Source organism: Terrabacter sp. RAF57 (assembly GCF_052113925.1).
In the GTDB taxonomy this organism is placed as follows: domain Bacteria; phylum Actinomycetota; class Actinomycetes; order Actinomycetales; family Dermatophilaceae; genus Terrabacter.
The window spans coordinates 15,011-38,314 of the sequence record NZ_JBFRDT010000025.1 but is presented as its reverse complement, the minus strand read 5'-3'; the positions used below and the strand labels follow the sequence as shown (position 1 = coordinate 38,314).

Sequence of the window (23,304 nt, the reverse complement as noted above, 5' to 3'; positions counted from 1 at the left end):
ACCTCGATGACGAACGAGCGGCCCGGAAATCGACACACGCCCCGCTCGACCGGCCGGTCAGGTCGCCGTGACCTTGCCGCCCTCGACGTGCCAGCGCTCGTCCAGGCGGACGTTCTCGAGCAGCCGGCGGTCGTGCGACACGAGCAGGAGCGCCCCGTCGTACGAGTCGAGCGCCTCCTCGAGCTGCTCGATGGCGGGCAGGTCGAGGTGGTTCGTCGGCTCGTCGAGGACGAGGAGGTTGACGCCCCGCGCCTGGAGGAGCGCCATCGCGGCCCGGGTGCGCTCGCCGGGTGAGAGCCGACCGACGGCGCTGCCGACCTGGTCGGCCTTGAGCCCGAACTTCGCGAGCAGGGTGCGGCGGTCAGCCGGGTTGAGATCGGGCACGGCCTCGCCGAACGCGTCCCCGAGCGGGAGGTCGTCGCGCAGACCCGTGCGCGACTGGTCGATCTCGCCGACGGCGACGCTGGCCCCGAGCGAGGCGCTCCCCTCGTCGGGGTCGACCCGCCCGAGCAGGAGCGACAGCAGGGTCGTCTTGCCGGCGCCGTTGGGCCCGGTGATGCCGATGCGCCGCCGTGCCTCGACCTGCAGCGACGCCGGACCGAAGGTCCAGTCACCCCGGCGCACGACGGCCTCGTTGAGCGTCGCGACGACGGAGCTCGACCGGGGCGCCGCGGCGATGCTGAACTGGAGCACCCACTCCTTGCGCGGCTCGGCGACCTCGTCGAGCCGGGCGATCCGCGACTCCATCTGGCGCACCTTGCGGGCCTGCTTCTCGGCCGAGTCCTGCTGCGCCGAGCGCCGGATCTTGTCGTTGTCGGGACTCTTCTTCATCGCGTTGCGCACGCCCTTGGACGACCACTCCCGCTGCGTGCGGGCCCGCGCCTCGAGGTCGGACTTCGTGCCGGCATACGCCTCGTACGCCTCGCGCGCGTGCCGACGGGCAACCTCGCGCTCCTCGAGGTAGGACTCGTAGCCGCCGTCGTGGACGGCGACGGAGTTCTGCGCGAGGTCGAGCTCGACGATGCGGGTGACGCAGCGGGCGAGGAACTCGCGGTCGTGCGAGACGAGGACGACTCCCCCTCGCTGACCGTCGACGAAGGCCTCGAGCCGGGCGAGGCCGGCGAGGTCGAGGTCGTTGGTCGGTTCGTCGAGGAGCACGAGGTCGAAGCGGCTCAGCAGCAGCGCGGCGAGCGCCGCCCGGGCCGCCTGGCCTCCGGAGAGGGACGACATGAGCGCGTCAGGTCCGACGTCGAGGCCCAGCTCGGCGAGCATCGGCGGGATCCGGTCGTCGAGGTCCGGCGCACCGCTGACGAGCCAGTGGTCGAGCGCGACGGCATACCTCTCGTCGGCGATGGGGTCGTCACCGCCGAGGGCGGCAGCCGCCTCCTCCATGGCGAGGGTCGCGGCGGTGGCGCCCGTGCGGCGACCGATGTGGTCGGCGACGGTCTCGCCGGGCACGCGCTCGTGCTCCTGCGGCAGCCACCCGACGAACGCGTCGGAGGGCGCCGTCGTGACGGTGCCGCCGAGCGGCTCGTCCTCACCGGCGAGCAGGCGCAGCAGCGTCGACTTGCCGGCCCCGTTGGCGCCGACGACCCCGACGACGTCACCGGGCGCGACCGTGAGGTCGAGGTGCTCGAAGAGGGTCCGGTGGGCGTGGCCCCCGGCGAGGTCCTTGGCCACGAGGGTCGCGCTCACGCCCACCAGCCTAGGGGCGCTCGGCCAGTGCCCCGTTCACACCGGGTGGACGGCGACGAGGTCGCCCTCGATGAGCTGGTCGACACCTTCGGGCACCTCGATGAGGCAGGTCGCCGCGGCGAGCGCCGTCAGGTGCCGGGCATCGGGCGCGCTGACGGTGCCGTCGTCGTGGAGCACGCTCGTGACGAACTGGACGCGCCCCGTGCGGGTGCGTCGGGTCCTGCCGACGTATGCCGCCCGGCCGGGCCGCGTGGGCGGCACCCCGTGGCGTCGGTCGAGCACCGGACGGACGAGCACGTGGAAGGCCACGAACGCGCCGACCGGCGTCCCCGGCAGGCAGACGACGGGCGTGGCCCCGTAGCGGCCGAGCCCCTGCGGGCCGCCGGGCTGCATCGCGAGGTGGACGAAGCCGAACGTCGGGAGCGGCTCGCAGACCTGTCGCACGACCTCGTAGGCCCCGGCGCTGACGCCCCCGGTCGTGACGACGAGATCGACGTCGGGGTCGGCGTCGAGCGCGTCGAGCCTGGCCCGCAGGTCGTCGGGCTCGTCGGAGCACACCTCGACACGGCGCACGTCGCAGCCCGCGGCCTCGGCGAGCGCGGCGACCATGTCGGAGTTCGACTCGTGGATGCCGCCGGCGCCGGGGTCGGCCTCGGGCGGCGCGAGCTCGGCTCCGGTCGCGATGACCGCCACCCTCGTCGGCACGTGGACCTCGACCTTCGTGCACCCGGCCGAACGGCCCAGCGCGATGAGCGCCGCCGTCACGGCCGTGCCGGCGGTCGCGATGACCGACCCGGCCGCCACGTCCTCGCCGCGGGGACGGATGTGCTGGCCCGGTGCGGGATCGAGGTCGACGGTCACGTGCTCGGGCGCGGGGCCCGTGGGGCTCGCGTCGGTGCGCTCGACGGGGACGACGGCCACCGTCCCCTGCGGCACCCGCGCGCCCGTCATGACCCGGGCCGCCTCACCGGGGGCCAGCACGAAGTCGGGTGCCGACCCGGCGGGCACGTCCCCGATGACGGGATAGGCGCGCTGGTCCGGCGAACCCGGGCACACGGCATACCCGTCCATGGCCGAGGCGTCGAAGCGCGGCAGGTCGTCGGCCGCGACGAGGTCGGCGGCGAGGCGGCGTCCGGCGGCGTGGCGGTCGAGCGTCACCTGCTCGAGGGACCCGTCGCCGAGCAGCCGCTCGACGGCGGACCGGTGATCTGCGACGGAGACGTGACCCACGGGCGCCAGTCTGACGCATCGGGCGCCGGTACGTTGGGCCGCATGGCGACCGCTGACGGCTTCCGGCTCGACGGGCTGCTGCTCGGCGTCGCGACCGCGGCCACGCAGGTCGAGGGCGGCGACGTCGAGAGCAGCTGGACCGACTGGGCCGACCGCCCGGGCACCATCGCCGACGGCTCGACGCCACGGCGCGCCACCGACCACTGGCGGCGCTGGCGCGAGGACACCGGGCTGATGGCCTCGCTCGGGGTGCAGGTCTACCGGATGAGCGTCGAGTGGGCGCGCCTCGAGCCGCGCCCGGGCGGGTGGGACGACGCGGCGTTCGCCCACTACCGGGAGGAGCTGGAGCTCCTGCGCGACAACGGGATCCGCCCCCTCGTGACGCTGCACCACTTCAGCCACCCGCTGTGGTTCGAGCGCGACGGCGGGTGGCTCGCACCCGGCGCCCTGTGGATGTGGGAGCGCTTCGTCGCCGAGGTCGTGACGCGGCTCGGCGACCTCGTCGCGGAGTGGGTGACGATCAACGAGCCGAACGTCTACGTCACCGGCGCCCACGTCTTCGGCGACTTCCCGCCGGGCCACCGGAGCCTGCGCGAGGGGATGCGGGTCTACGGCGTGCTCGCGGCCGCGCACATCCGGGCCTACACCCTCATCCACGCGCTGCGGCCCGGCTCCGACACGATGGTCGGGGTCGCTCATCACCTGCGGCCCTTCCGGCCGGGCAACCCCCGCAACCCCTGGCACCGCGCGCTGACACCCGTCATGCGCCACCTCTTCCAGGACGCGATCGTGCGGGCGATGACGACCGGGGAGTTCGCGCCGCCGCTGCGCCGGCCGCCGGGGATCGTCGCCGGGCGCTACGCCGACTTCTTCGGGCTCAACTACTACTCCCGCACCACGGTGACGCGCTTCGACGACGGCACGCCGCCGGGCGTCCCGGTCAACGACCTCGGCTGGGAGGTGTATGCCGCCGGGCTCGGCGAGACGGCCCGATGGGCGTGGGAGACCTACCGCCTTCCCGTCTGGGTCACCGAGAACGGCACGTGTGACGCCGCCGACRCCTTCCGGTCGCGCTACCTCTGGGAGCACCTGTCGGTCCTGAGCGACGTTCGGGCCCAGGGGGTTCCGGTCGACCGCTACTACCACTGGTGCTTCGTCGACAACTGGGAGTGGAACGAGGGCGAGGGGCCGCGGTTCGGCCTCGTGACCCTCGACTACGAGACGCAGGAGCGCACGGTACGCGACTCGGGGCGCTTCTTCGCCGAGGTCGCCCGTGAGGGCGGAGCGACGGCCGACATGCACACGAGATACGTTGCGGGACAGACCTATCCGGTCAGCACCACCGAGGCCCATCACCGTTGAGGTGATCTCGCGCAGAGGGCGGCGCGGGCGCGACGACGGGAGTACCGTCGAAGGGGTCGGACCTTCCCGAGGAGGCTGCCATGCGTCTCATCCCTCTCTGTGACGCGAGCTGGGTCTATGACCTCATCCACGAGGTCGAGCCCTCGGCCGGGCGTGACGGACGCGTCTACGGCCAGGGCACCGGCACCCTGACGGGCCGGCTGTCGGGCACGGCGACGTGGTCGAACTTCCCGCGCATCCGGGAGGGCTGGGCCTCGCCGGAGGCCAGGGGCGTCATCCACGTCGACGACGGGGTCGTGCTCTTCACCCTGACCGGCCTGTCGTCGCTGACGGACGGTCGCGGCGTCCACGTCCTCACCTTCCAGGCCGAGGCACCGTCGCACCGGTGGCTCGACGACGTCATCGCCGTGGGCGAGGGCACCATCGACGTCGAGCACTCCCGGCTCCAGATGCGCTACTACGAGTGCCAGGTCGAGCTGCCGCTGCCCGACGCGACGCGGCCCTGAGCAGCCCGGACACGGGAACGCCGCCACGCCCTCGGTGGGACGGGGCGGCGCCCGGGCAGGCCTTTCCGCTCACCCCTCCGGAGCGGAGCAGGTGCCCTTGTCCCACGTGAAGCTCGAACCGGGTGACCAGTGGCTGACGATCTGCACCTTGACGTTCCCGCCGGAGGTGACGTCGTGCAGGACCCAGTGCTCGGTGTCGGTGAAGACGAGCGGCGCGCCCGCGGCAGACACCTTTCCGCCGAACCACGAGGCCCCCGAGACCGTGTAGCGGTCACCGTTCGACCCCAGCAGCGTGACGCCGCTCGTGTGGACGGTCCCGGTCTCGTGGAAGACCCCACGGGCGTCGACGTTCCAGTGGTCGACCATGTCGACGGTGCCGCTCGTCGCGGTGATGTCCCCCGTGGGTGCGCTGCACTCGAAGACGGCACCCATCGCGGGGAACGACGAGTGCTCGGTCCCTCCGCTCGCCGGTGCCGCGAAGGCGGCTCCTGATGCCAGTCCGATCGTGCCCAGTGCGGTGATGCCGGCCAGGACGGCACGGCTGCGCAGTGAACGCATGAGTTCCCCTCTTCCCTGTTGAAGCCGGCGCAGGGCCCCCGAGGTCGCCGGGCGACGCCGTTTCGGCGCCACTCTCCACGGTGCTCCGAAGCACGCATCCAGAGACGAAAAGGCCGCAACTGTCAGGAAACTCGGAGGATCACGTCCGAGCCTGAGACCGTCCTGCACGCATACCGGACATTCCGAGTGCTGCGTGGCGGGGCCGCATACGGCGGTCGTGAGGGCCCGCCCCCGGTGTCAGCACTCGATGACGTTGACGGCGAGGCCGCCGCGCGCGGTCTCCTTGTACTTCACCTTCATGTCGCGACCGGTCTCGCGCATCGTCTTGACGACCTTGTCGAGCGAGACGACGTGCGAGCCGTCGCCGCGCAAGGCGGTGCGGGCCGCGGTGATGGCCTTGACCGAGGCGATGGCGTTGCGCTCGATGCACGGGATCTGCACGAGCCCGCCGACGGGGTCGCAGGTCAGGCCGAGGTTGTGCTCCATGCCGATCTCGGCGGCGTTCTCGACCTGCTCGGGGGTGCCGCCCATGACGGCGGCCATCGCGGCGGCCGCCATCGAGCAGGCCGAGCCGACCTCGCCCTGGCAGCCGACCTCGGCACCGGAGATCGAGGCGGTCTCCTTGTAGATGACGCCGATCGCGCCGGCGGTGAGCAGGAAGCGGACGATGCCGTCGCGGTCGGCGCCGTTGACGAAGTTCGCGTAGTAGTGGAGCACCGCGGGGATGATGCCGGCCGCGCCGTTGGTCGGGGCGGTGACGACGCGGCCACCCGACGCGTTCTCCTCGTTGACGGCGAGCGCGTAGAGGGTGATCCAGTCCATGCCGCGCAGCGGGTCGTCGCTGTTGGCCTCGAGCGAGAGGCGGCGGGCCAGCTCGGGAGCGCGGCGACGTACGCGCAGACCGCCGGGCAGCACGCCCTCGGTGGCGATGCCGTTGCGCACGCACTCCTTCATGACGCGCCAGATCTCGAGGAGGCCGTCGCGGACCTCCTGCTCGGTGCGCCACGACAGCTCGTTCTCGAGCATGATGCGGGCGATCGACTTGCCCGTCTCCTTGCAGTGGGCGAGCAGCTCGTCGCCGGTGCGGAAGGGGTGCGCGACCGGCGTCGAGTCCTCGACGATCTTCGTCGACCCGTCGGCGTCCTCGCCGACGACGAAGCCGCCGCCGACCGAGTAGTACGTGTGCTCGGCGACGGTCGCGCCGTCGGCGTCGAGCGCCGTGAACGTCATGCCGTTGGGGTGCAGCGGGAGGGTCTTGCGGCGGTGCAGCGTGAGGTCCTCGAGCTCGATGAAGTCGATCTCGTGCTCGCCGAGCAGGCGGAGGCGCTTGGTCGCGCGGATCTCGGCGAGGCGGCCCTCGACGGCCCGCGGGTCGCACAGCTCGGGCCGCTCGCCCGTCAGGCCGAGGAGGACGGCCTTGTCGCTGCCGTGCCCGTGCCCGGTGGCCCCGAGCGAGCCGAAGAGCTGCGAGCGCACGCGGGCGACCCGGTCGATGACTCCTTCGTCGCGCAGCCGCTCCGCGAACAGGGCGGCGGCCCGCATCGGACCGACGGTGTGCGAGCTCGACGGCCCGATGCCGACCGAGAAGAGATCGAAAACGCTGAGCGCCATGGAGTCCTGACTTCGTGTCGTCGTTGACGGCTGCCGCCCGGGGTGGTGGGCGATCCGCTCGAGCCTACGTCCCGGGGGCACCCCCACGCACATGCGTGGATCCGCTCCCCCGGCGCAACCCGGACGGGCGGCTCCCAGCGCTGACACCTACAGTCGAGGAGTGCCCCAGGTCAGTGCCGATGTCCACGTCCTGCTCCCGCCGTCCGTCGCCCGGGCGCTGGCCGCGTCCGTGGGTGAGCCGGCCCTTCGACTGCCCCCGCACGTGACCCCCGAGCCCCTCTCCTGGCGCTTCGACGCCGAGGGGGACGGCACGCTCGTCGTGCTGACGCTGGCGTATGCCGTCGACCCGGGTTGGATGCGCTCGATCACCCACGAGGTCACCCAGTGGTCGCTCGCCAGGCAGCTGCGCACCCACCTCGCGACCCTCACGGACGCCGGTGGCGACCCGGTGCGGGTCGAGCGCGCCCGCTCGAGCGCGGGCGAGGGCTGAGGTGCAGCAGCCGCGTTGGGTCGACGCCGCCGCCGTGCGCCGGACCCTCTCCCCCGACCGCGCCCGCAGGCTCATCCGTCGCGAGCTCGCTGACGGCCTCGACCCGGCGTCGGACCCGGCCCGGCTCGTCGCCGACGTCGGTGACGGCCGCGGGCAGCTGCTCGTCATGCCGTCGACGAACGGCCGCGCGGCCGGGGTCAAGGTGCTCACGGTCGCACCGGGCAACCCGGCGCGCGGCCTCGACCGCATCCAGGCGGTCTACGTCCTCATGGACGCCGACACCCTGGCCCCGTCGGTGCTCGTCGACGGCACGGCCGTCACGTCGCTGCGCACCCCGGCCGTGTCCGCCGTCGCGATCGACGCGCTCGCCCCCGACGAGGTCGAGTCGGCCGTCATCTTCGGCAGCGGGCCCCAGGCGCTCGGTCACGCGGAGGCGCTGCTCGCCATCCGGCACACGACCTCGGTGACCGTCGTCGGGCGCCGGGAGGACGCGGCCCGTGCGACCGCGCAACGGATCTCGGGGCTGGCCTCGACGCACCCGCTCACGACGCGTGGGCTCACCGTCGACGACCCGCAGGTCGAGGCAGCCGTGCGCGAGGCGCAGGTCGTCGTGACGGCGACGTCGGCGGCGACCCCGGTGCTCGGCGACGACTGGGTCGCGGACGGCGCGTGCGTCGTGGCCATCGGGTCGCACGAGCCGCACCGCCGCGAGCTCGGGTCGGCGCTGCTCGGGCGCTCGCTCGTCGTCGTCGAGGACATCGGCACGGCGCACCGCGAGGCGGGCGACGTCATCCTCGYCGCCGCGCAGGGCGCCCTCGACTGGGCCGACGTGCACACGCTCGCCGACCTCGTGCTCGGCCGGGTCGAGCGGGCGACCGACCGGCCGAACGTCTTCAAGAGCGTCGGCATGGCGTGGCAGGACCTCGTCATCGCCGAGCACCTCGCCCGCGCCTGACTCGAGTGAGCAGGCAGTCACAGTCGAGTGAGCCCCCAGTCACAGTCGAGTGAGTAGGCAGTCACATGCGACGCGGACAAGTGGGACGGGGCGCTCACTCGAGTGGGACGGGGCGCTCACTCGAGGGGGGCGGGGGTGGGTCAGGCGTTGGCGACGACGTCGTCGATGGGCTGGAAGCCGTCGTTGAAGGGAAGGATGCGGCGGGCCGTCGTGTCGGGGTGCTCGACGACCGCCCGGATGACGTGGGCGACGTTGTCGCGCGAGACCTTGCCGGCCTCGACGCCCGCACCGGTCTCGATGTGACCCGTGGCGGCGTCGGTCGTCAGGCCGCTCGGGCGCAGGATCGTCCACGCGAGGTCGGTGCCTTGGAGGTGCTCGTCGGCCGCGGCCTTGGCCTCGGCGTACGCGTAGAAGCCGTTGTCCTCGGGGACGCCGTGGTCGGGGCCGGCACCGAAGTAGGACACCATGACGTAGCGCCCGACGCCGGCCTGCCCCGCGGCGTCCATCGAGCGGATCGCCGCGTCGCGGTCGACGGCATACGTCCGCTCGGGACTGCCACCGCCGGCGCCCGCCGACCACACGACGACGTCGCTGCCGCGCACGAGGTCGGCGATCTGCCCGGTCGTGGCGTGCTCGATGTCGAGCACGGCTGCCGTGGCACCGGTCGCCTCGACGTCGGCCACGTGGTCCGGGTTGCGCACGACGGAGGTGACATCGTGGCCGTCGGAGACGAGCAGCGGGGCGGCGAGCAGCGCGACCTTGCCGTGGCCGCCGATGAGGATGACGCGGGACATGACTCTCCTGGGGTTCGGGGACGGGGTCTCATCAGGTCCAACGCCACCGGACCCCTTAGGTATGCCGCAGGCCCGGTCGGGAGCGCGACCGGGCCTGCTGCACGTGCTGGGGTCAGTCGCCCCGGCGGCCGATGAGCCAACCGATGACGACCCCGATGGCGGCAGCCGCTGCGTAACCGGCATACCGCTGGACCAGCACGGGCATCACTGCCGAACCGAGGTCGAGGGGTGCGTCCTCCTCGACGGAGGCCGGGACCCGGCGCGGGGCCGGCGGACGGTGCGCCGCTGCAGACGCCGACGTGGCGGGCGCTGCCGTCGTGGAGCCGACCCCGGCACCAACCCCGGCACCAACACGGGCCCCCGTGTCGGCCGCGAGTGCGTCCGACGCCGTCTCGACGAAGCCGCCGGAGGACGGTGCGCCGGCCGCCGCGGACGCCGCCTCGGGAGCGGCCTCCGGGGCTGCCTCGGGACCGGTCAGCTGCTTCTCGATGCACGCGACGAACGCGTTGAGCAGCTTGTCGGACACGTCCTGCATGACGCCGCGGCCGAACTGCGCCGGCTTGCCCGTGACCGCGAGGTCGGTGACGACGTCGGCGCGGGTGCCGTCGCCGTCGGGGCTCAGGGTGATCGTCACGGTGGCGCCGGCCGTGCCGTTGCCCCGCTTGTCCTTCCCCTTGGCCTCGATGACGGCGTGGTGCGCCGCGTCGTCGCGCTCGACGAACGAGCCCGACCCGGAGTAGACGAGCGCGATCGGCCCGAGCTTGACCTTGACCGTGCCGGAGAAGCCGTCGTCGGTCACCTCCGTCACGGTCGCCCCGGGGAAGCAGCTGCCGACGCGCTCGAGGTCCATGAAGAGGGCCCAGGCGTCGTCGACCGAGGTCGGCACGGTGAAGGAGTGCGTCAGGTCCATCCGGGCATCACGCTCCTGCTGCGGCGAGGACCGCGCGCCGCGTCAGCACCGTGGCGAGGTGCTTGCGGTAGTCGGCGTCGCCGTTGAGGTCCGACGGCGGGTGGGTGCCGTCGGTGACGGACGCGACGGCCGCACGGACGGCCTCGTCGGTCGCCGGCTGCCCGACGAGGGCCTCCTCGACCGAGCGCGCCCGCAGCGGCGTCGAGCCCATGTTGGTCAGGCCGACGCGGGCCTCGGCGATCGAGCCTCCCTCGCTGCGCACCGTGGCCGCGACGCCGACGATCGACCACTGGTGGCTGACGCGGACGAACTTCTCGTAGTGCGCGCCCCAGCCCGTGTGCTTCGGGATGCGGATCTGCGTCAGCAGCTCGCCCTCGCCGACCGCCGTCGCGAAGAGGTCCTCGAAGAAGTCCTCCGCCGCGACGGTGCGGGTCGAGCCGTCCGCGCCCGCGATGACGAGCTCGGCGCCCAGCGCGAGCGCCGGGGCACCGACGTCACCGGCGGGGTCGGCGTGCACGAGCGCGCCGCCGATGGTGCCGCGGTGACGGATCTGGGGGTCGGCGACGGTCGCGATCGCCTTGGACAGCAGGGCCGCGTGGGTCGAGACGGCCTCGGAGGCGAGCACGGCGGCATACGTCGTCATGGCTCCGATGACGAGGTGGTCACCGTCCTCGGAGACGCCCTGGAGCTCGGGGATGCGGCCGAGGTCGATGACGACCCCGGGCGCGTTGAGCCGCATGCGCAGGATCGGCAGCAGGGACTGGCCGCCGGCCAGCACCTTGGCGTCGTCGCCGTGCTCGGCGAGCGCCGCGACGGCCTCCTGGACGGACGTGGGGGCGAGGTAGTCGAACTGGGCGGGGATCATGCCTGGCTCCCTTCGGTCGCTGCGCCGGGATCCTGGTTGGGCACGCCCTCGTCGAAGTGCGGCTGCGCCTCGCGGTCACCCTCCGTCGAGACCGCGCGTCCGGCCTGGATGGCCCTCCACACGCGCTCGGGGGTGCACGGCATGACGACGTCGTCGACGCCGAGCGGTCGCACCGCGTCGACGATCGCGTTGACGACGGCGGGCGTCGAGGCGATCGCGCCGGCCTCGCCGACTCCCTTGGTGCCCAAGGCGGTGTAGGTCGAGGGCGAGGTCGTGTGGTCGGTGACGAAGCTGATCGTGTCGGCGGACGTCGGCAGGGTGTAGTCGACGAACGAGCCGGTCACGAGCGTGCCCTGGTCGTCGTACTCCGCGCCCTCCCAGAGGGCCTGCGCGATGCCCTGGACGAGACCGCCGTGCACCTGTCCCTCGACGATGAGCGGGTTGATGATGACGCCGATGTCGTCGACGCAGACGTACTTGCGCATCGACGTCGCCCCGGTCTCCGTGTCGACCTCCATGGCGCACAGGTGCGTGCCGTGGGGGAAGGAGAAGTTCTCGGGGTCGAAGGTGGCGTCGGAGTCGAGGCTCGGCTCGACGCCGTCGGGCAGGTTGTGTCCGGTCCACGTGGCGAGCGCGACCTCAGGCATGCTGACGCCCTTGTCGGTGCCCTTGACGCCGAAACGACCGCCCGTGAACTCGATGTCGTCGACGCTCGCCTCGAGCAGGTGCGCTGCGACGACCTTGGCCTTCTCGATGACCTTGTCAGCGGCCCGGACGACGGCCTCGGCTCCCACGACGAGGGAGCGCGACCCGTAGGTGTCCATGCCCTTGGACGAGATCTGGGTGTCGCCGTGGAGCACCTCGACGTCCTCGAAGGGGACCCCGAGCCGGTCCGCGACGATCTGGCTCCAGGCCGTCTCGTGGCCCTGGCCGTGCGGCGAGACGCCCGTGAGGACCTCCACCTTGCCGGTGGCGAGCATCCGGATGCTGGCGCTCTCCCAGCCGCCGGCGCCGTAGTTGAGCGTGCCGAGGATGCGGGACGGCGCGAGGCCGCACATCTCGGTGAAGGTGGAGATGCCGATGCCGAGCTGGACCGGGTCGTTGCTCTCACGCCGGCGCTTCTGCTCGGCGCGCAGCTCGTCGTAGCCGAAGAGGTCCTTGGCCTTGGCGGTCGCGGCCTCGTAGTTGCCCGAGTCGTACGTCATGCCGGCGACCGAGGTGAAGGGGAACTCGTCGTGCGTGATCCAGTTCTGCTCGCGGACCTCGAGCGGGTCGCGGCCGAGCTCGGCCGCGAGCTCGTCCATCATGCGCTCGATGGCGAAGGTCGCCTCGGGGCGACCGGCCCCGCGGTAGGCGTCGACCCACGTCTTGTTCGTCAGCAGCGTCCGCACGGTGAAGTGGTAGGCGGCGAACTTGTAGATGGAGTTGAACATCCACGCGCCGAGCACCGGCACGCCTCCGCCGACGACGCCGACGTAGGCGCCGAGGTCGGCGAGCAGCTCGACCTTGAGGCCGGTGACGGTGCCGTCCTTGCGGGCGCTCAGCGTCAGCTTCTGCCACTGGTCGCGTCCGTGGTGTCCGGAGAGGAGGGACTCGCTGCGCGTCTCGGTGTACTTGCACGGCTTGCCGAGCCGTCGGGCCACGGCGATCGTCGCGAACTCCTCGGGCGTCGTCTGGAGCTTGCCGCCGAAGCCGCCGCCGACGTCGGGGGCGATGATCCGCACCTTGGACTCGGGGATCCCGGTCGTCGCGGCGACGAGGAAGCGCAGGATGTGCGGCACCTGCGTCGAGGTCCAGACCGTCATCTGCTCGCCGGTCGGGTCGCACACCGTCGACCGCGGCTCCATGAAGGCGGGGATGAGCCGCTGCTGGCGGAACTCGCGCTCGATGACGACGCCGTCGTTGCGTGCGGCGGCGATCTCGTCCTCGACGTCGGTGCCCGACCCCTGCGCGGCCGAGTCGAGGGTCCAGACGGCGGAGGTGTTGGTGCCGAGGTCGGGGTGCGCGAGCACCTCGTCCTTGACGGCCTCCTTGAGGTCGAGGACCGCGGGCAGCTCGTCGTAGTCGACGTCGACGAGCTCGGCGGCGTCTCGCGCCTCGGCTGCGGTGCGGGCGGCGACGACGGCGACGATCTCGCCGGCACACGCGACGTGGTCGACGACGACGGGCAGGTGGTTCGGTGTCTTCTGCTCGGCGTTGAGCGGCCACGCGTTGGCGATGGCGCCCTGGACGTCCTTGATGTCCGCTCCGGTGACGACCCCGACGACACCCGGGGCCTTCCTCGCCTCGTCGGTGTTGATGGCGGTGATGGTGGCGTGGGCGAAGGGGCTGCGCACCATGGCGAGGTGCAGCATGCCGGGGAGCTGGATGTTGTCGGTCCACCGGGTGCGACCCGTGATGAGGCGCTGGTCCTCCTTGCGGGTGCGCGACTTGCCGATCTCGGGGGTCGGCGCGTCGGCCGGTCGGTCCTCGGTGATCGTCATGACGACACCGCCTGCGAGCTGGCCGCGCTGGCTGCGCTTGCCGAGCTCATGGTGCCGGCCGCCTGCTGCACGGCCTTGACGATGTTGTGGTAGCCGGTGCAGCGACAGAGGTTGCCCTCGAGACCCTCGCGGATCTCCTGCTCGCTGGGGTCGGGGTTGTTCTTGAGGACGTCACACGCCTGCATGATCATGCCGGGGGTGCAGTAGCCGCACTGGAGGGCGTGGCACTCGTGGAAGGCCTGCTGGACCGGGTGGAGCTCGCCGTCCTGGGCGAGCCCCTCGATCGTCGTCACCTCGTGGCCGTCGGCCTGGACGGCGAGGACGTTGCACGACTTCACGCTCGTGCCGTCGAGGTGCACGGTGCAGGCACCGCAGTTGCTCGTGTCGCATCCGATGACGGTTCCGGTCTTCCCCAGGCTCTCGCGAAGGTACTGGACCAGAAGGGTCCTGGGCTCGACCTCGTCGGAGTAGCTCACCCCGTCGACGGTCATGTTGATTCGGGTCATGCTGTCGGTCCTCCTGCCACGCTGCAGTTGACATCGTTGACTTCCCCACGCGCAGTCTGACTCGCGTTCAACTACTGCACAAGGGCAACGGGGAGAACCCTCCACATCCGCAGAGCATCCGCAGCGGATCCCCAGCCGGGCGACGCCGCGGCCACAGCGTGACCCGGCTTTTGGCGGCATACGCCAGGGGGACGAGACTGGGCCGCATGACTCTTCACGCCGACGACTACCAGGCCTCGCGCAGCCGCTACGACTCGATGACCTACCGCCGCACGGGCCGTTCGGGGCTCGACCTGCCGGCCGTCTCGCTCGGGCTGTGGCACAACTTCGGCGACGACGTGCCCCTCGACCGCCAGCGCGCGACGCTGCGGCGTGCGTTCGACCTCGGCGTCACGCACTTCGACCTCGCCAACAACTACGGACCGCCCTACGGCAGCGCCGAGCGCAACTTCGGCACGATCTACGCGCAGGACTTCAAGCGCTACCGCGACGAGCTGATCCTGTCGACGAAGGCCGGCTACGACATGTGGCCCGGCCCGTACGGCCAGGGCGGTGGCAGCCGCAAGTACGTCCTTTCCTCCCTTGACCAGTCCCTCGCCCGGATGGGCGTCGACTACGTCGACATCTTCTACTCCCACCGCTTCGACGAGACGACGCCGCTCGAGGAGACGATGGGCGCGCTCGACACGGCCGTCCGCCAGGGCAAGGCGCTGTATGCCGGCATCTCCTCCTACTCGGGTCCGCGCACTCGCGAGGCCGTCGAGATCCTGCGGTCGATGGGCACGCCGCTGCTCATCCACCAGCCGAGCTACTCGATGCTCAACCGCTGGGTCGAGGAGGACCTGCTCGACGTGCTCGGCGACGAGGGCGTCGGCTGCATCGCCTTCAGCCCGCTCGCGCAGGGCATGCTCACGAGCAAGTACCTGAACGGCGTGCCGGAGGGCTCGCGCGCGTCGCAGGACAAGTCGCTCTCGACCGACCTGCTGACCGAGCAGAACCTCACGCACATCCGCGCGCTCAACGAGATGGCGCAGTCGCGCGGCCAGTCGCTCGCGCAGATGGCGCTCGCGTGGATCCTGCGCGACCAGCGCGTCACGTCGGTGCTCATCGGCGCCTCCTCGGTCGCCCAGCTCGAGGACAGCCTCGGCTCGCTCGACAACCTCGACTTCTCGCAGGAGGAGCTCGACATGATCGACCAGCACGCGGTCGAGGGCGGCATCAACCTCTGGAAGACCTCCAGCGCCCACTGATGGCGTATGCCGCGTGGCTGGGACCGCCCCTCCGCGGGGTCCCAGCCCCCGGCCTGCTGTGCGTCCTGGCTGCCGACTCCGCGACGTCCCGGCCGCGGGTCTCTGCGTCAGTGCCCCGCCACGCGGGGCACTGACGGACGCCTACGCTGACGGGCATGGCCACGAAGCGGTCCAAGGCGCCGACGTTCGCCGACCTCGTCGCGGATGCCAAGGCGCACCCCGTCGCACCGTCGTCCGCCGCGGCGTCTCCCGGACGGTTCAACCGGGACGGCGACCTCTTCCACCCTGACGGCACCCTGCTCCGGCTGGAGCTGGCTGACGTCAGCGCTGATGAGGCCAGGGTGGCGGTCGTTGCCGGCGCCGACGTCGCCTACGAGGTCTGTGGCTGCGGCGGCGACGGACAATGCCATCCGCAGTGGCCCTCGCCGGAGGCACTGGCCGACGCCGCGCTCACCGCGCCCGTGCTACGAGGTCGGTCGGCGCCGACGTGGATCGACGTGTGGACCGGCTCGGGACTCCGTGTCGTCTTCGCGCACGGCAACGTGCTCTGGGTCGGGTTGTCCTGACAGCGCCGTGCACGCTCGGAAGCTGCTCCCGAAAACGGAGCAGCTTCCGAGCGGGGCCGGCGACACCGCATACGCGGGTGGTGCCTGTTCCTGTCCTGCGGGCTCGTGGTGCGGCCCGTAGGGCACTGTCGTCAGTCGCGGGGCAGCACGGTGAGGACGCGTTCGATGTGGTCGCGGAACTCCTGCATGAAGTCGGTGAGGAACGTCGCGGTCGACTCGTCGGTGACCTCGCCGTCGTCGGTGACGAGCCCCGGCCGGAGGGTCACGTAAGCCTCGGGCGAGGTCATCTGGCGGGCGTTGCAGAAGCTGAGGACGCCGCGGAGGCTCTGCTGGGCGAGTGCGGTGCCGATCTGTCCGGGCGAGGCGCCGATGACGGCGGCGGGCACGTGGTTGAAGGAGTTCTGGCCCCACGGACGGGAGGCCCAGTCGATGGCGTTCTTCAGGGCGCCGGGGATCGACCGGTTGTACTCCGGCGTGACGAACAGGACAGCCGACGACGCGGCGAGGGCCTCCTTGAGCGCGCGCGGCTCGGCCGGGTAGTCGGCGTCGAAGTCGGGGCTGTAGAGCGGGAGGTTGCCGATGGGGATCTCGGCGAACTCGAGGTCCTTCGGTGCGAGGCGGATCAGGGCCTTGCTCAGCGTCCGGTTGATCGACGCCGATGACAGGCTGCCGACGAAGTAGCCGACCTTGTACGTGCTCACGATGGGTCCTCCTGGTCCGGGAGCGGGGGCCGCGCCCATCCCTCCATCGTGGCCCCTGGGGCGGGCCTCGGCCAGCCGTGCGGATTCAGGTGCGGGGCTGCCAGCCCGGGCCGCGGACGACGAAGCCCCAGCGGTCGCGCCACGATTGCGCGCCGCGGACGTCGGCCCAGATCGAGGCGTACTCGTGGGTGGCGACGACGAGCGGGTTGTAGGTGCGCAGCTGCTTCGTCAGTCCGTAGACGACGCGCTCACCCTCGGGCTCGAAGGAGCGGAAGAGCCGGTCCCAGATGACAAGGATGCCGCCGTAGTTGCGGTCGAGGTAGGCGTTGTTCATGCCGTGGTGTACCCGGTGGTGCGAGGGCGTGTTCATGACGAACTCGACTGGGCGCCAGAGCTTCCCGACGCGCTCGGTGTGGAGGAAGAACTGGTAGAGCAGCGAGATCGACTGCTGGAGGAAGATCGCCCAGACCGGCACGCCGAGGAGGGCGAGCGGAGCCCAGAACGGGATGCCGCCGAAGGGCGTCCACGTCTGGCGCAGCGCCGTCGAGAAGTTGTAGCGCTGGCTCGAGTGGTGCACGACGTGGCTGGCCCAGAGGATGCGCACCTCGTGGTGGGCGCGGTGGTACCAGTAGTAGGCGAGGTCCTCGGCGAAGAAGATGACGACCCACACCCACCACAGCGAGGTGTCGAGGCGCAGGGGCGTCACGGCATACAACGCGGCGTAGACGACGAGCTGGGATGCCTTGTAGAGGATCCCGACGCCGACGCTCCCGATGCCCATCGTGAGGCTCGTGACGGTGTCGCGGACCTCGTAGCCGACCTCGTCGTCGTCGGGCGCGAGCCACAGCGACAGCACCTCGATGACGATGAAGACGATGAAGAAGGGGATCGCCGTGACGATGATGTCGACCATCACGCCCCCTTGGTCATCGGGTCGAGGGTGCGCCCGTCGTCGGTGAGCGAGGCCCACACGTCGATGGCCTGGGTGAGGATCGCGTCGGCGAGACGCGCGGCCTCGGCGGCGTCACCGGTGGCGATGGCCTCGGCGAGCGGCGCGTGCGGGAGCAGGTCGGCGCGGTCGCCGGCGAGCAGCGCATCCATGACGTCGGGGCTGCGGTCGATGGCCTGGACGAGCGAGTTGAGCGCGAGCCGGAAGGTGAGGTTGCCGCTCGCCTCGACGACGGCGAGCCAGAAGTCGCGGTCGGCGTCGTCGATGTCTGGGCAGCCGTATGCCGCCGCTGCCGCCACGACGCTCGCGCGGGCTGGCTCGGTGGCCCGGGTCGCGGCGAGCCGGGAGGCCTCGACGCCGATGCAGCGGCGCATCTCGAGGCCGTCGCGCAGGATCATCGGGTCGAGCCCGTCGCCCGACCGGGCGAGGTGGGCGAGCAGGTCGAGGCCGGCGGTGCTGCGCACGTCGAGGACCGTCGTGCCGCCGCCGTGGACGACGCGGACGAAACCGGCGAGCTGGAGGCGCTGGAGGGCCTCGCGAACGGCGTGCCGGTTCACGGCGAAGGAGGCCGCGAGCTCGCGCTCGGGCGGCAGCGAGTCGCCGGGGGCGAAACGGCCAGTGAGCACGGCGTCGCGCAGCTCGGCGAAGACCTCGTCGGAGACCGACCGGCGCGGGACGGGGCTGAATCCACTCTGGCTCATGTCGTCGAGGATGACACCGGGTGCGTCAACTCATCAAGAGGTTGGACCAATTCGTGACCGGTCGCACGCTTGTAGGTTGGGCGCATGCCGGACACCGACGTCGACATCGCCCGCGCTGACGATGCGCTCAGCATCCAGGAGCGGCTCTATCCCAACCTCCCGTGCTTCGGCTGCGGGCAGGGGAACCCGAAGGGGCTCCAGCTCTAGAGCTATCCCGTCGGTGACCGCGGTGGCGCTGGCCGTGGCGGTGGCGAACGCGCTGGGGTGACGGCGGCGTTCATGCCGTGGCCCGAGCACGACAACGGCCTCGGCTACCTCAACGGCGGCATCATCGGCACGGTCCTCGACTGCCACAGCGCGGCCGCGGTCATGCTCGAGGCCGAGCGCCAGGGCTGACCGCCGTTGCCGGGCGCCGACCTCTCCTACGTCACGGCCGGGCTCGACGTGCGCTACCTCCGACCGGCTCCCCTGCACGACGAGGTCGAGCTCTTCGCGAGCGTCACCGAGTCCGACGAGCCGCAGATGACGGTCTCGGTCGAGCTGCGCTTCGACGGCAAGGTGCGTGCGCAAGCGACCGCCGTCTGGAAGCGCTGGCGCCCACGCACCTGACGCCACCGCGGGATGGCCCTCGACGCACTCGCAACCTGCTCCGCAAAACGGAGCAGCTTCCGCGCGCCACGCCTCGGGCTGGTGGCCCTGCCGTCAGTGGCCGAGCGGGGTGTCGTGCGCGGGATGGTGGTGATGGATCGGGCCCTCGGTCGCGGCGAGCCGCTCCCCCGCGCCGCCCCACCGCAGCGCGATGATCTCCGCGGCGATGGAGACGGCCGTCTCCTCGGGCGTGCGGGCGCCGAGGTCGAGGCCGATCGGTGAGCTCATCCGGGCGAGCTCGTCGTCGGTGAGGCCGGCCTCGCGCAGGCGTTCGAGCCGGTCCTCGTGGGTGCGCCGCGAGCCCATGGCGCCGATGTAGGCCACCTCGGGCAGACGCAGCGCCACCTCGAGCAAAGGCACGTCGAACTTCGGGTCGTGGGTGAGCACGGCGATGACCGTGCGGCTGTCGATGCGGCCCTCGTCGACCTCGTTCTGGAGGTAGTCGTGCGGCCACTTGACGACGACCTCGTCGGCGCCGGGGAAGCGCGTCTTCGTCGCGAAGACGGGGCGCGCGTCGCACACCGTGACGTAGTAGCCGAGGAAGCCGCCGACCCGCGCGACGGCGGCGGCGAAGTCGATGGCGCCGAAGACGAGCATCCGCGGCTTCGGGGCGTGCGCGGCGACGAAGACCCGCATCCCCTCTCCGCGACGCTCCCCGTCGGGGCCGTAGGTGAGGATCGCCGAGCGGCCTTGAGCCAGAAGGCCTCGGGCGTCGTCGCGTACGGCATCGTCCGCGCGCCCGCTGCCGAGCGAGCCGAGCACGGAGGTGTCGTCGTCGCCTTCGTCCTCGGCGTGCACGAAAACACGGCGGCCGACCCACGTCGGCTCGGGGTGCTCGATGACGGTGACGACGGCGACGGGGCGTCCTGCCGCGATGTCGGCGGCGACGTCGCCGAGCTCGGGGAACGTCTCGCGGGAGACCTTCTCGACGAAGACGTCGAGGATGCCCCCGCAGGTCAGCCCGACGGCATACGCGTCGTCGTCGCTGACGCCGTAGCGCTGGAGCACCGGCCGGCCGGTCTCGACGACCTCCTGGCTCAGCTCATAGACGGCGCCCTCGACGCAGCCTCCGGAGACGGACCCGACGGCCTCGCCGCCGGGGCCGACGAGCATCGAGGCGCCGGCCTGGCGCGGCGCCGAGCGCCACGTGCCGACGACGGTGCCGACGCCGACGGTCTCGCCGGCCGACCACCACTGCATCAGCTCGTCCATCACCTCACGCACGGGCCACCACCTCGATCAGCTCCTCGAACGCCGCGAGCGAGTGCCCAGCGACGAAGTCGTCGATGTGCGGCAGGGCCGCGACGATCCCCTGCTGCACCGGCTCGTAGCCGACCTTCCCGCGGTGCGGGTTGGCCCACACGACCCGGTGCGAGAGGGCGTTGAGGCGTCGCATCTGCTCACCGAGCACCTCCGGTCCCTCGCGCTCCCAACCGTCGGAGAAGACAACGACGACCGAGCCCCGGGCCATACCCCGCCGGCCCCAGCGGTCGAGGAAGGCGCCGATGGCCTCGCCGAGGCGGGTGCCGCCCGACCAGTCGGGGACGACGCGTCCGGCGGCGGCGAGCGCGCGGTCGGGGTCGCGCTCGGTGAGCGCGCGGGTCACGTGGGTCAGACGGGTGCCCATGGTGAAGACCTCGACGTGGGGCACCGTGCGCACGAAGACGTGGGCGAGGCGGAGGAGGCTGTCGGCATACGGGCTCATGGAGCCGGAGACGTCGATGAGCAGGACGATGCGGCGCGGGCGGGTGCCGCGGCGGCGGTGGTGGATGCGGCCGGGCTCGCCCATCCGGCGCAGCTGCTCGCGGAGCGTGGCGGGGCCGTCGACGGTGCCGCTGCTCGCGCGGACGTGGCGGCGGGCRCGGCGCAGCGGCGAGCGCGGGTCAAGGCTCGCAAAGAGGCGCGCGGCGGCGGCGCGGTCGGCGGCGCTGAGGCTCGCGACGTCGCGGTGGCGCAGCACCTCCTGGGCGCTCGCCTTGGCCTGGATCGTGTCGGCGTCGCCGTCGCCGGCCTCCCCCTCGGTGTCGCCGAGCGGCGCCTGGCGCACGGGTGGACGCTGGATGTCGACGCGGCGTCCCTGCGGGATGGACTCGCCGCCGAACCAGCGCTCGAAGAGCTCGTCGTATGCCGGGAAGTCCGCGGGCGTCGACGTGAGGGTCGAGCGGCCGGCCCAGTAGACCCCGGTGCGCTCGCCCATGCCGACCGTGGCCGCCGCGATGAGGAAGGTGCGCTCGCGGTCGGCGGTGACGTTGATGCCGGCGGCGCGCAGGGCGCGGGCGAAGCCGAGGAGCAGCTCATCGACGTCGGGCTCGGTCGGGGGCTGGGGGGCTGCAGCGGGGCGCGCGGCGGGCGAGAGGTCTCGGGTCATGCGGTGAGCAGCTTGTCGAGCGAGGCGCGGATCCTCTCGGAGTCCTCGCGGTACTTGAGGGCGGCACCGAGGGTGGCGGCGGCGACCTCGGCGTCGAGGCGGGTGGCGCCGACGGTCTCGAGGGCACGCGCCCAGTCGAGGGTCTCGGCGACGCCCGGGGGCTTGATGAGCTCGCCCGACGAGCGGAGGCGCTGGACGAGGGTGACGACCTGCTCGGCGAGCGCGGCGCTGACTTCGGGAAGGCGGGTGCGCACGATCTCGAGCTCGCGGGCCAGGCCGGGGTGGTCGATCCAGTGGTAGAGGCAGCGGCGCTTGAGCGCGTCGTGCAGCTCGCGGGTGCGGTTGGAGGTGAGGACGACGATCGGCGGGGTGGCGGCGCTGACGGTGCCGAGCTCGGGGATCGTCACCTGCCAGGTGGAGAGGACCTCGAGGAGGAAGGCCTCGAACTCGTCATCGGCGCGGTCAATCTCGTCGATGAGCAGGACGCAGGGGGCTTCGCGGAGGGCCTGGAGCACGGGTCGGGCGAGGAGGAAGCGCTCGTCGAAGAGCTCGGCCTCGAGGGCCTTGGCGTCGTGGTGCTCCTCGCGGCTGAGGGCCTCGACGGTGCGCAGGTGGAGGATCTGGCGCGGGAAGTCCCAGTCGTAGAGGGCCTGCGTCGCGTCGATGCCCTCGTAGCACTGGAGGCGGATCAGCTTGAGGTCGAGCGCCTGGGCGAGGCCCTCGGCTAGGGCGGTCTTGCCGGTGCCGGGCTCGCCCTCGAGCAGGATCGGCCGGTTCAGCCGGGTCGCGAGGAAGGTGATCGTCGCGAGCGCCTCGTCGGCGAGATAGCCCGTGCCGCCCAGGGCGGTCGTGACGTCGTCGGCACTGTTGAACAGGTGATCCATCCCCTGAGCATCACTCATGAACGGGGGTTGCGGAAGCGGAGGGCCCGTCTAGCGGGACGTGTCGAGCTCTTCGCGGGTGTCGACGTCGCGGCCGGTCGCGAGGTCACCGCACTCGACGAGCTCGTGCGGCGTGGTGCGGAAGTAGTGGCGGGCGCCGTGGTCGCCGGTCGCCGAGGCGATGACCTGCTCCCAGTGGTCGCGCCCGATGAGCGCCGGGTGCCCCGGGACCCCGTCGTATGCCGCCCGGCGCAGGGTCGCTCGGAGCTCGTGGTTGGTGGGGGCGGCCGTCTTGTGAAGCTCGACGGCGTGCTCGTCGGGGTCGGGGTGCGCCGAGTGCGCGTTGTCGACGTGGCCCGGGGCGTCGAGGACTCTTGCGACGACCTCGGGCGTCAGGTCCGGCAGGTCGACGAGCGTGACGAGCACGGCGTCGACGCAGCCCTCGCCCTCGTGGGTGGAGCGGGTGAGGGCGGTGAGGCCGGCTCTTAGCGAAGCGCCCATCCCCTCGTCCCAGTCCGGGCAGGTGACGACGTCGACGTCACGGCCGAGAGCGGTGACGATGGCCGTGACCTCCTCGGCGGCCGCGCCGACGACGACGGTGATGCCGGAGCACCCGCCGGCGTGCAGCAGCGAGACGGCGCGCTCGACGAGAGTCGGCTCGTCCGGGTGGCGGCGAACCAGAGCCTTGGGGCCGCCCATGCGCCTGCCGGCGCCGGCAGCCAGGACTAGCCCGCGGACGTGGGCGGCTCGACCGTGGGTCGCAGCTGGGTGAGGTGCGGTGTCGCTCTCGGTCACACCCGGAACCTACCCGTCGAGGTGCACCTGATCGCTGCTGCGCAGGGGCTCAGATCGCCACGTGGCCCGTGTTGATCAGCAGCACCATCTCGTTGTGGAGCCGGCGCTTGTCGGTGGGCGGTGACTGCGAATACTGCTCGGCGAGCGTCAGGACCGTGTGCCCGACGTCTGCGATCGGGAACCTGACCGGCGCGGGTGGGATGGGCATGAGCGCGACCGCCTGGTGTGGCACTGCCAGAGCCGCCAGGGCGACGAACAATGCGATCGAGGCGCGGCGCGGGAATCGCGGCGGACCATGCCGCTGCGCCGCGGGCCTGAGGTCGGACGCGGTGAGGGCCTCTGCGCCGCAGGCTGTTGGGGTTCGGTTCGTGGCAGTCATCGGAGTCCACCTCCAGTCCCGCGAGAACTTCCGATCCCCCAATGTGGGCCGCCCACGGCGCGCTGTCTGTGCGCTCGGCGACACACCCCCCAGAACGGGGT

General features: G+C 72.0%; 25 protein-coding genes. 8 read left to right on the top strand and 17 right to left on the bottom strand.

The window, feature by feature from the left end; all coding sequences use genetic code 11:
* Positions 1 to 57: 57 nt before the first annotated feature.
* Together AB4Y83_RS20365 and AB4Y83_RS20360 are read right to left on the bottom strand one after the other, a co-directional pair.
* Entirely contained in the window at positions 58 to 1,695 is a 1,638-nt protein-coding gene (locus tag AB4Y83_RS20365) for an ABC-F family ATP-binding cassette domain-containing protein (protein ID WP_442298007.1), read from the bottom strand.
* A gap of 36 nt (positions 1,696 to 1,731) precedes the next feature.
* Entirely contained in the window at positions 1,732 to 2,925 is a 1,194-nt protein-coding gene (locus AB4Y83_RS20360) for a molybdopterin molybdotransferase MoeA (RefSeq protein ID WP_442298006.1), read from the bottom strand.
* Positions 2,926 to 2,967: 42 nt separating this feature from the next.
* Between AB4Y83_RS20360 and AB4Y83_RS20355 the strand changes: the two genes are divergently transcribed.
* Together AB4Y83_RS20355 and AB4Y83_RS20350 are read left to right on the top strand one after the other, a co-directional pair.
* Positions 2,968 to 4,287, top strand: coding sequence for a glycoside hydrolase family 1 protein (locus AB4Y83_RS20355; protein ID WP_442298005.1), 1,320 nt, complete (start codon positions 2,968 to 2,970; stop codon positions 4,285 to 4,287).
* Positions 4,288 to 4,367: 80 nt separating this feature from the next.
* On the top strand, positions 4,368 to 4,793 hold the full coding sequence (locus tag AB4Y83_RS20350) for a hypothetical protein (protein ID WP_442298004.1): 426 nt from the start codon (positions 4,368 to 4,370) through the stop codon (positions 4,791 to 4,793).
* Positions 4,794 to 4,862: 69 nt separating this feature from the next.
* On the opposite strand, the gene AB4Y83_RS20345 is transcribed toward AB4Y83_RS20350, so the two are convergent.
* Positions 4,863 to 5,351, bottom strand: coding sequence for a hypothetical protein (locus AB4Y83_RS20345; protein WP_442298003.1), 489 nt, complete (start codon positions 5,349 to 5,351; stop codon positions 4,863 to 4,865).
* Between the two features lie 237 nt (positions 5,352 to 5,588).
* Positions 5,589 to 6,962, bottom strand: coding sequence for an L-serine ammonia-lyase (locus AB4Y83_RS20340; protein WP_056775085.1), 1,374 nt, complete (start codon positions 6,960 to 6,962; stop codon positions 5,589 to 5,591).
* A 160-nt stretch (positions 6,963 to 7,122) separates the two neighbouring features.
* Between AB4Y83_RS20340 and AB4Y83_RS20335 the strand changes: the two genes are divergently transcribed.
* Both AB4Y83_RS20335 and AB4Y83_RS20330 read left to right on the top strand, forming a co-directional pair.
* On the top strand, positions 7,123 to 7,452 hold the full coding sequence (locus tag AB4Y83_RS20335) for a hypothetical protein (RefSeq protein WP_442298002.1): 330 nt from the start codon (positions 7,123 to 7,125) through the stop codon (positions 7,450 to 7,452).
* Position 7,453: 1 nt separating this feature from the next.
* Positions 7,454 to 8,407, top strand: coding sequence for an ornithine cyclodeaminase family protein (locus AB4Y83_RS20330; RefSeq protein WP_442298001.1), 954 nt, complete (start codon positions 7,454 to 7,456; stop codon positions 8,405 to 8,407).
* A 140-nt stretch (positions 8,408 to 8,547) separates the two neighbouring features.
* On the opposite strand, the gene AB4Y83_RS20325 is transcribed toward AB4Y83_RS20330, so the two are convergent.
* The 5 genes from AB4Y83_RS20325 to AB4Y83_RS20305 all read right to left on the bottom strand — a co-directional run bounded on the left by AB4Y83_RS20325 (position 8,548) and on the right by AB4Y83_RS20305 (position 13,965).
* Positions 8,548 to 9,201 carry an NAD(P)-dependent oxidoreductase gene (locus tag AB4Y83_RS20325; protein ID WP_442298000.1) on the bottom strand — a complete coding sequence of 218 codons (654 nt, stop codon included), beginning with the start codon at positions 9,199 to 9,201 and terminating at the stop codon, positions 8,548 to 8,550.
* Positions 9,202 to 9,313: 112 nt separating this feature from the next.
* Positions 9,314 to 10,111, bottom strand: a complete 798-nt coding sequence (locus AB4Y83_RS20320; protein WP_442297999.1) for an SRPBCC family protein — start codon at positions 10,109 to 10,111, stop codon at positions 9,314 to 9,316.
* A gap of 7 nt (positions 10,112 to 10,118) precedes the next feature.
* The gene (locus tag AB4Y83_RS20315) at positions 10,119 to 10,976 is read right to left on the bottom strand and encodes an FAD binding domain-containing protein (RefSeq protein ID WP_442297998.1); all 858 of its coding nucleotides are present in this window, start codon (positions 10,974 to 10,976) and stop codon (positions 10,119 to 10,121) included.
* Positions 10,973 to 13,459 carry a xanthine dehydrogenase family protein molybdopterin-binding subunit gene (locus AB4Y83_RS20310; protein WP_442297997.1) on the bottom strand — a complete coding sequence of 829 codons (2,487 nt, stop codon included), beginning with the start codon at positions 13,457 to 13,459 and terminating at the stop codon, positions 10,973 to 10,975. Before AB4Y83_RS20310 ends, AB4Y83_RS20315 begins: the two co-directional genes overlap by 4 nt.
* A complete protein-coding gene (locus AB4Y83_RS20305; RefSeq protein WP_442297996.1) occupies positions 13,456 to 13,965 on the bottom strand; it encodes a (2Fe-2S)-binding protein in 510 nt (169 codons plus the stop codon). The genes AB4Y83_RS20310 and AB4Y83_RS20305 overlap by 4 nt, the downstream gene beginning before the upstream one ends.
* Positions 13,966 to 14,171: 206 nt before the next feature.
* On the opposite strand from AB4Y83_RS20305, the gene mgrA reads away from it, so the two are divergent.
* Entirely contained in the window at positions 14,172 to 15,215 is a 1,044-nt protein-coding gene (gene mgrA / locus AB4Y83_RS20300) for an L-glyceraldehyde 3-phosphate reductase (RefSeq protein WP_442297995.1), read from the top strand.
* Positions 15,216 to 15,370: 155 nt separating this feature from the next.
* A complete protein-coding gene (locus AB4Y83_RS20295) occupies positions 15,371 to 15,781 on the top strand; it encodes a hypothetical protein (RefSeq protein WP_442297994.1) in 411 nt (136 codons plus the stop codon).
* 131 nt (positions 15,782 to 15,912) lie between these two features.
* On the opposite strand, the gene AB4Y83_RS20290 is transcribed toward AB4Y83_RS20295, so the two are convergent.
* From AB4Y83_RS20290 to AB4Y83_RS20280, 3 genes are all read right to left on the bottom strand, one after another.
* Positions 15,913 to 16,482 carry an NADPH-dependent FMN reductase gene (locus AB4Y83_RS20290; protein ID WP_442274044.1) on the bottom strand — a complete coding sequence of 190 codons (570 nt, stop codon included), beginning with the start codon at positions 16,480 to 16,482 and terminating at the stop codon, positions 15,913 to 15,915.
* Between the two features lie 85 nt (positions 16,483 to 16,567).
* Positions 16,568 to 17,395, bottom strand: a complete 828-nt coding sequence (locus AB4Y83_RS20285) for a sterol desaturase family protein (protein ID WP_442297993.1) — start codon at positions 17,393 to 17,395, stop codon at positions 16,568 to 16,570.
* On the bottom strand, positions 17,395 to 18,132 hold the full coding sequence (locus tag AB4Y83_RS20280; protein ID WP_442297992.1) for a FadR/GntR family transcriptional regulator: 738 nt from the start codon (positions 18,130 to 18,132) through the stop codon (positions 17,395 to 17,397). The genes AB4Y83_RS20285 and AB4Y83_RS20280 overlap by 1 nt, the downstream gene beginning before the upstream one ends.
* Before the next feature lie 84 nt (positions 18,133 to 18,216).
* Between AB4Y83_RS20280 and AB4Y83_RS20275 the strand changes: the two genes are divergently transcribed.
* On the top strand, positions 18,217 to 18,339 hold the full coding sequence (locus AB4Y83_RS20275; RefSeq protein ID WP_442297991.1) for a hypothetical protein: 123 nt from the start codon (positions 18,217 to 18,219) through the stop codon (positions 18,337 to 18,339).
* Positions 18,340 to 18,534: 195 nt separating this feature from the next.
* Entirely contained in the window at positions 18,535 to 18,741 is a 207-nt protein-coding gene (locus tag AB4Y83_RS20270; RefSeq protein WP_442297990.1) for a PaaI family thioesterase, read from the top strand.
* 93 nt (positions 18,742 to 18,834) lie between these two features.
* Here the strand turns inward: AB4Y83_RS20270 and AB4Y83_RS20265 are convergent, their stop codons facing one another.
* From AB4Y83_RS20265 to AB4Y83_RS20245, 5 genes are read right to left on the bottom strand one after another with little or no spacing between them, the layout of a single operon-like run.
* Positions 18,835 to 20,004 carry an XdhC family protein gene (locus tag AB4Y83_RS20265; RefSeq protein ID WP_442297989.1) on the bottom strand — a complete coding sequence of 390 codons (1,170 nt, stop codon included), beginning with the start codon at positions 20,002 to 20,004 and terminating at the stop codon, positions 18,835 to 18,837.
* Positions 19,997 to 21,148 (bottom strand): vWA domain-containing protein, encoded by a 1,152-nt coding sequence (locus tag AB4Y83_RS20260; RefSeq protein WP_442297988.1) that lies wholly within the window; start codon positions 21,146 to 21,148, stop codon positions 19,997 to 19,999. The genes AB4Y83_RS20265 and AB4Y83_RS20260 overlap by 8 nt, the downstream gene beginning before the upstream one ends.
* Positions 21,145 to 22,032, bottom strand: a complete 888-nt coding sequence (locus tag AB4Y83_RS20255) for an AAA family ATPase (protein WP_442297987.1) — start codon at positions 22,030 to 22,032, stop codon at positions 21,145 to 21,147. Before AB4Y83_RS20255 ends, AB4Y83_RS20260 begins: the two co-directional genes overlap by 4 nt.
* Positions 22,033 to 22,080: 48 nt before the next feature.
* Positions 22,081 to 22,824, bottom strand: a complete 744-nt coding sequence (locus tag AB4Y83_RS20250) for a nucleotidyltransferase family protein (RefSeq protein ID WP_442297986.1) — start codon at positions 22,822 to 22,824, stop codon at positions 22,081 to 22,083.
* 49 nt (positions 22,825 to 22,873) lie between these two features.
* Positions 22,874 to 23,203, bottom strand: a complete 330-nt coding sequence (locus AB4Y83_RS20245) for a hypothetical protein (protein ID WP_442297985.1) — start codon at positions 23,201 to 23,203, stop codon at positions 22,874 to 22,876.
* Positions 23,204 to 23,304: the final 101 nt, after the last annotated feature.

Bases quoted from the DNA above. Each gene is read 5' to 3' on its own strand.
- AB4Y83_RS20280 (WP_442297992.1), bottom strand. From the start codon at position 18,132: ATGAGCCAGAGTGGATTCAGCCCCGTCCCGCGCCGGTCGGTCTCCGAC.
- AB4Y83_RS20340 (WP_056775085.1), bottom strand. From the start codon at position 6,962: ATGGCGCTCAGCGTTTTCGATCTCTTCTCGGTCGGCATCGGGCCGTCG.
- AB4Y83_RS20305 (WP_442297996.1), bottom strand. From the start codon at position 13,965: ATGACCCGAATCAACATGACCGTCGACGGGGTGAGCTACTCCGACGAG.
- AB4Y83_RS20325 (WP_442298000.1), bottom strand. From the start codon at position 9,201: ATGTCCCGCGTCATCCTCATCGGCGGCCACGGCAAGGTCGCGCTGCTC.
- mgrA (WP_442297995.1), top strand. From the start codon at position 14,172: ATGACTCTTCACGCCGACGACTACCAGGCCTCGCGCAGCCGCTACGAC.
- AB4Y83_RS20285 (WP_442297993.1), bottom strand. From the start codon at position 17,395: ATGGTCGACATCATCGTCACGGCGATCCCCTTCTTCATCGTCTTCATC.
- AB4Y83_RS20255 (WP_442297987.1), bottom strand. From the start codon at position 22,032: ATGGATCACCTGTTCAACAGTGCCGACGACGTCACGACCGCCCTGGGC.
- AB4Y83_RS20350 (WP_442298004.1), top strand. From the start codon at position 4,368: ATGCGTCTCATCCCTCTCTGTGACGCGAGCTGGGTCTATGACCTCATC.
- AB4Y83_RS20345 (WP_442298003.1), bottom strand. From the start codon at position 5,351: ATGCGTTCACTGCGCAGCCGTGCCGTCCTGGCCGGCATCACCGCACTG.
- AB4Y83_RS20315 (WP_442297998.1), bottom strand. From the start codon at position 10,976: ATGATCCCCGCCCAGTTCGACTACCTCGCCCCCACGTCCGTCCAGGAG.
- AB4Y83_RS20320 (WP_442297999.1), bottom strand. From the start codon at position 10,111: ATGGACCTGACGCACTCCTTCACCGTGCCGACCTCGGTCGACGACGCC.
- AB4Y83_RS20275 (WP_442297991.1), top strand. From the start codon at position 18,217: ATGCCGGACACCGACGTCGACATCGCCCGCGCTGACGATGCGCTCAGC.
- AB4Y83_RS20295 (WP_442297994.1), top strand. From the start codon at position 15,371: ATGGCCACGAAGCGGTCCAAGGCGCCGACGTTCGCCGACCTCGTCGCG.
- AB4Y83_RS20245 (WP_442297985.1), bottom strand. From the start codon at position 23,203: ATGACTGCCACGAACCGAACCCCAACAGCCTGCGGCGCAGAGGCCCTC.
- AB4Y83_RS20310 (WP_442297997.1), bottom strand. From the start codon at position 13,459: ATGACGATCACCGAGGACCGACCGGCCGACGCGCCGACCCCCGAGATC.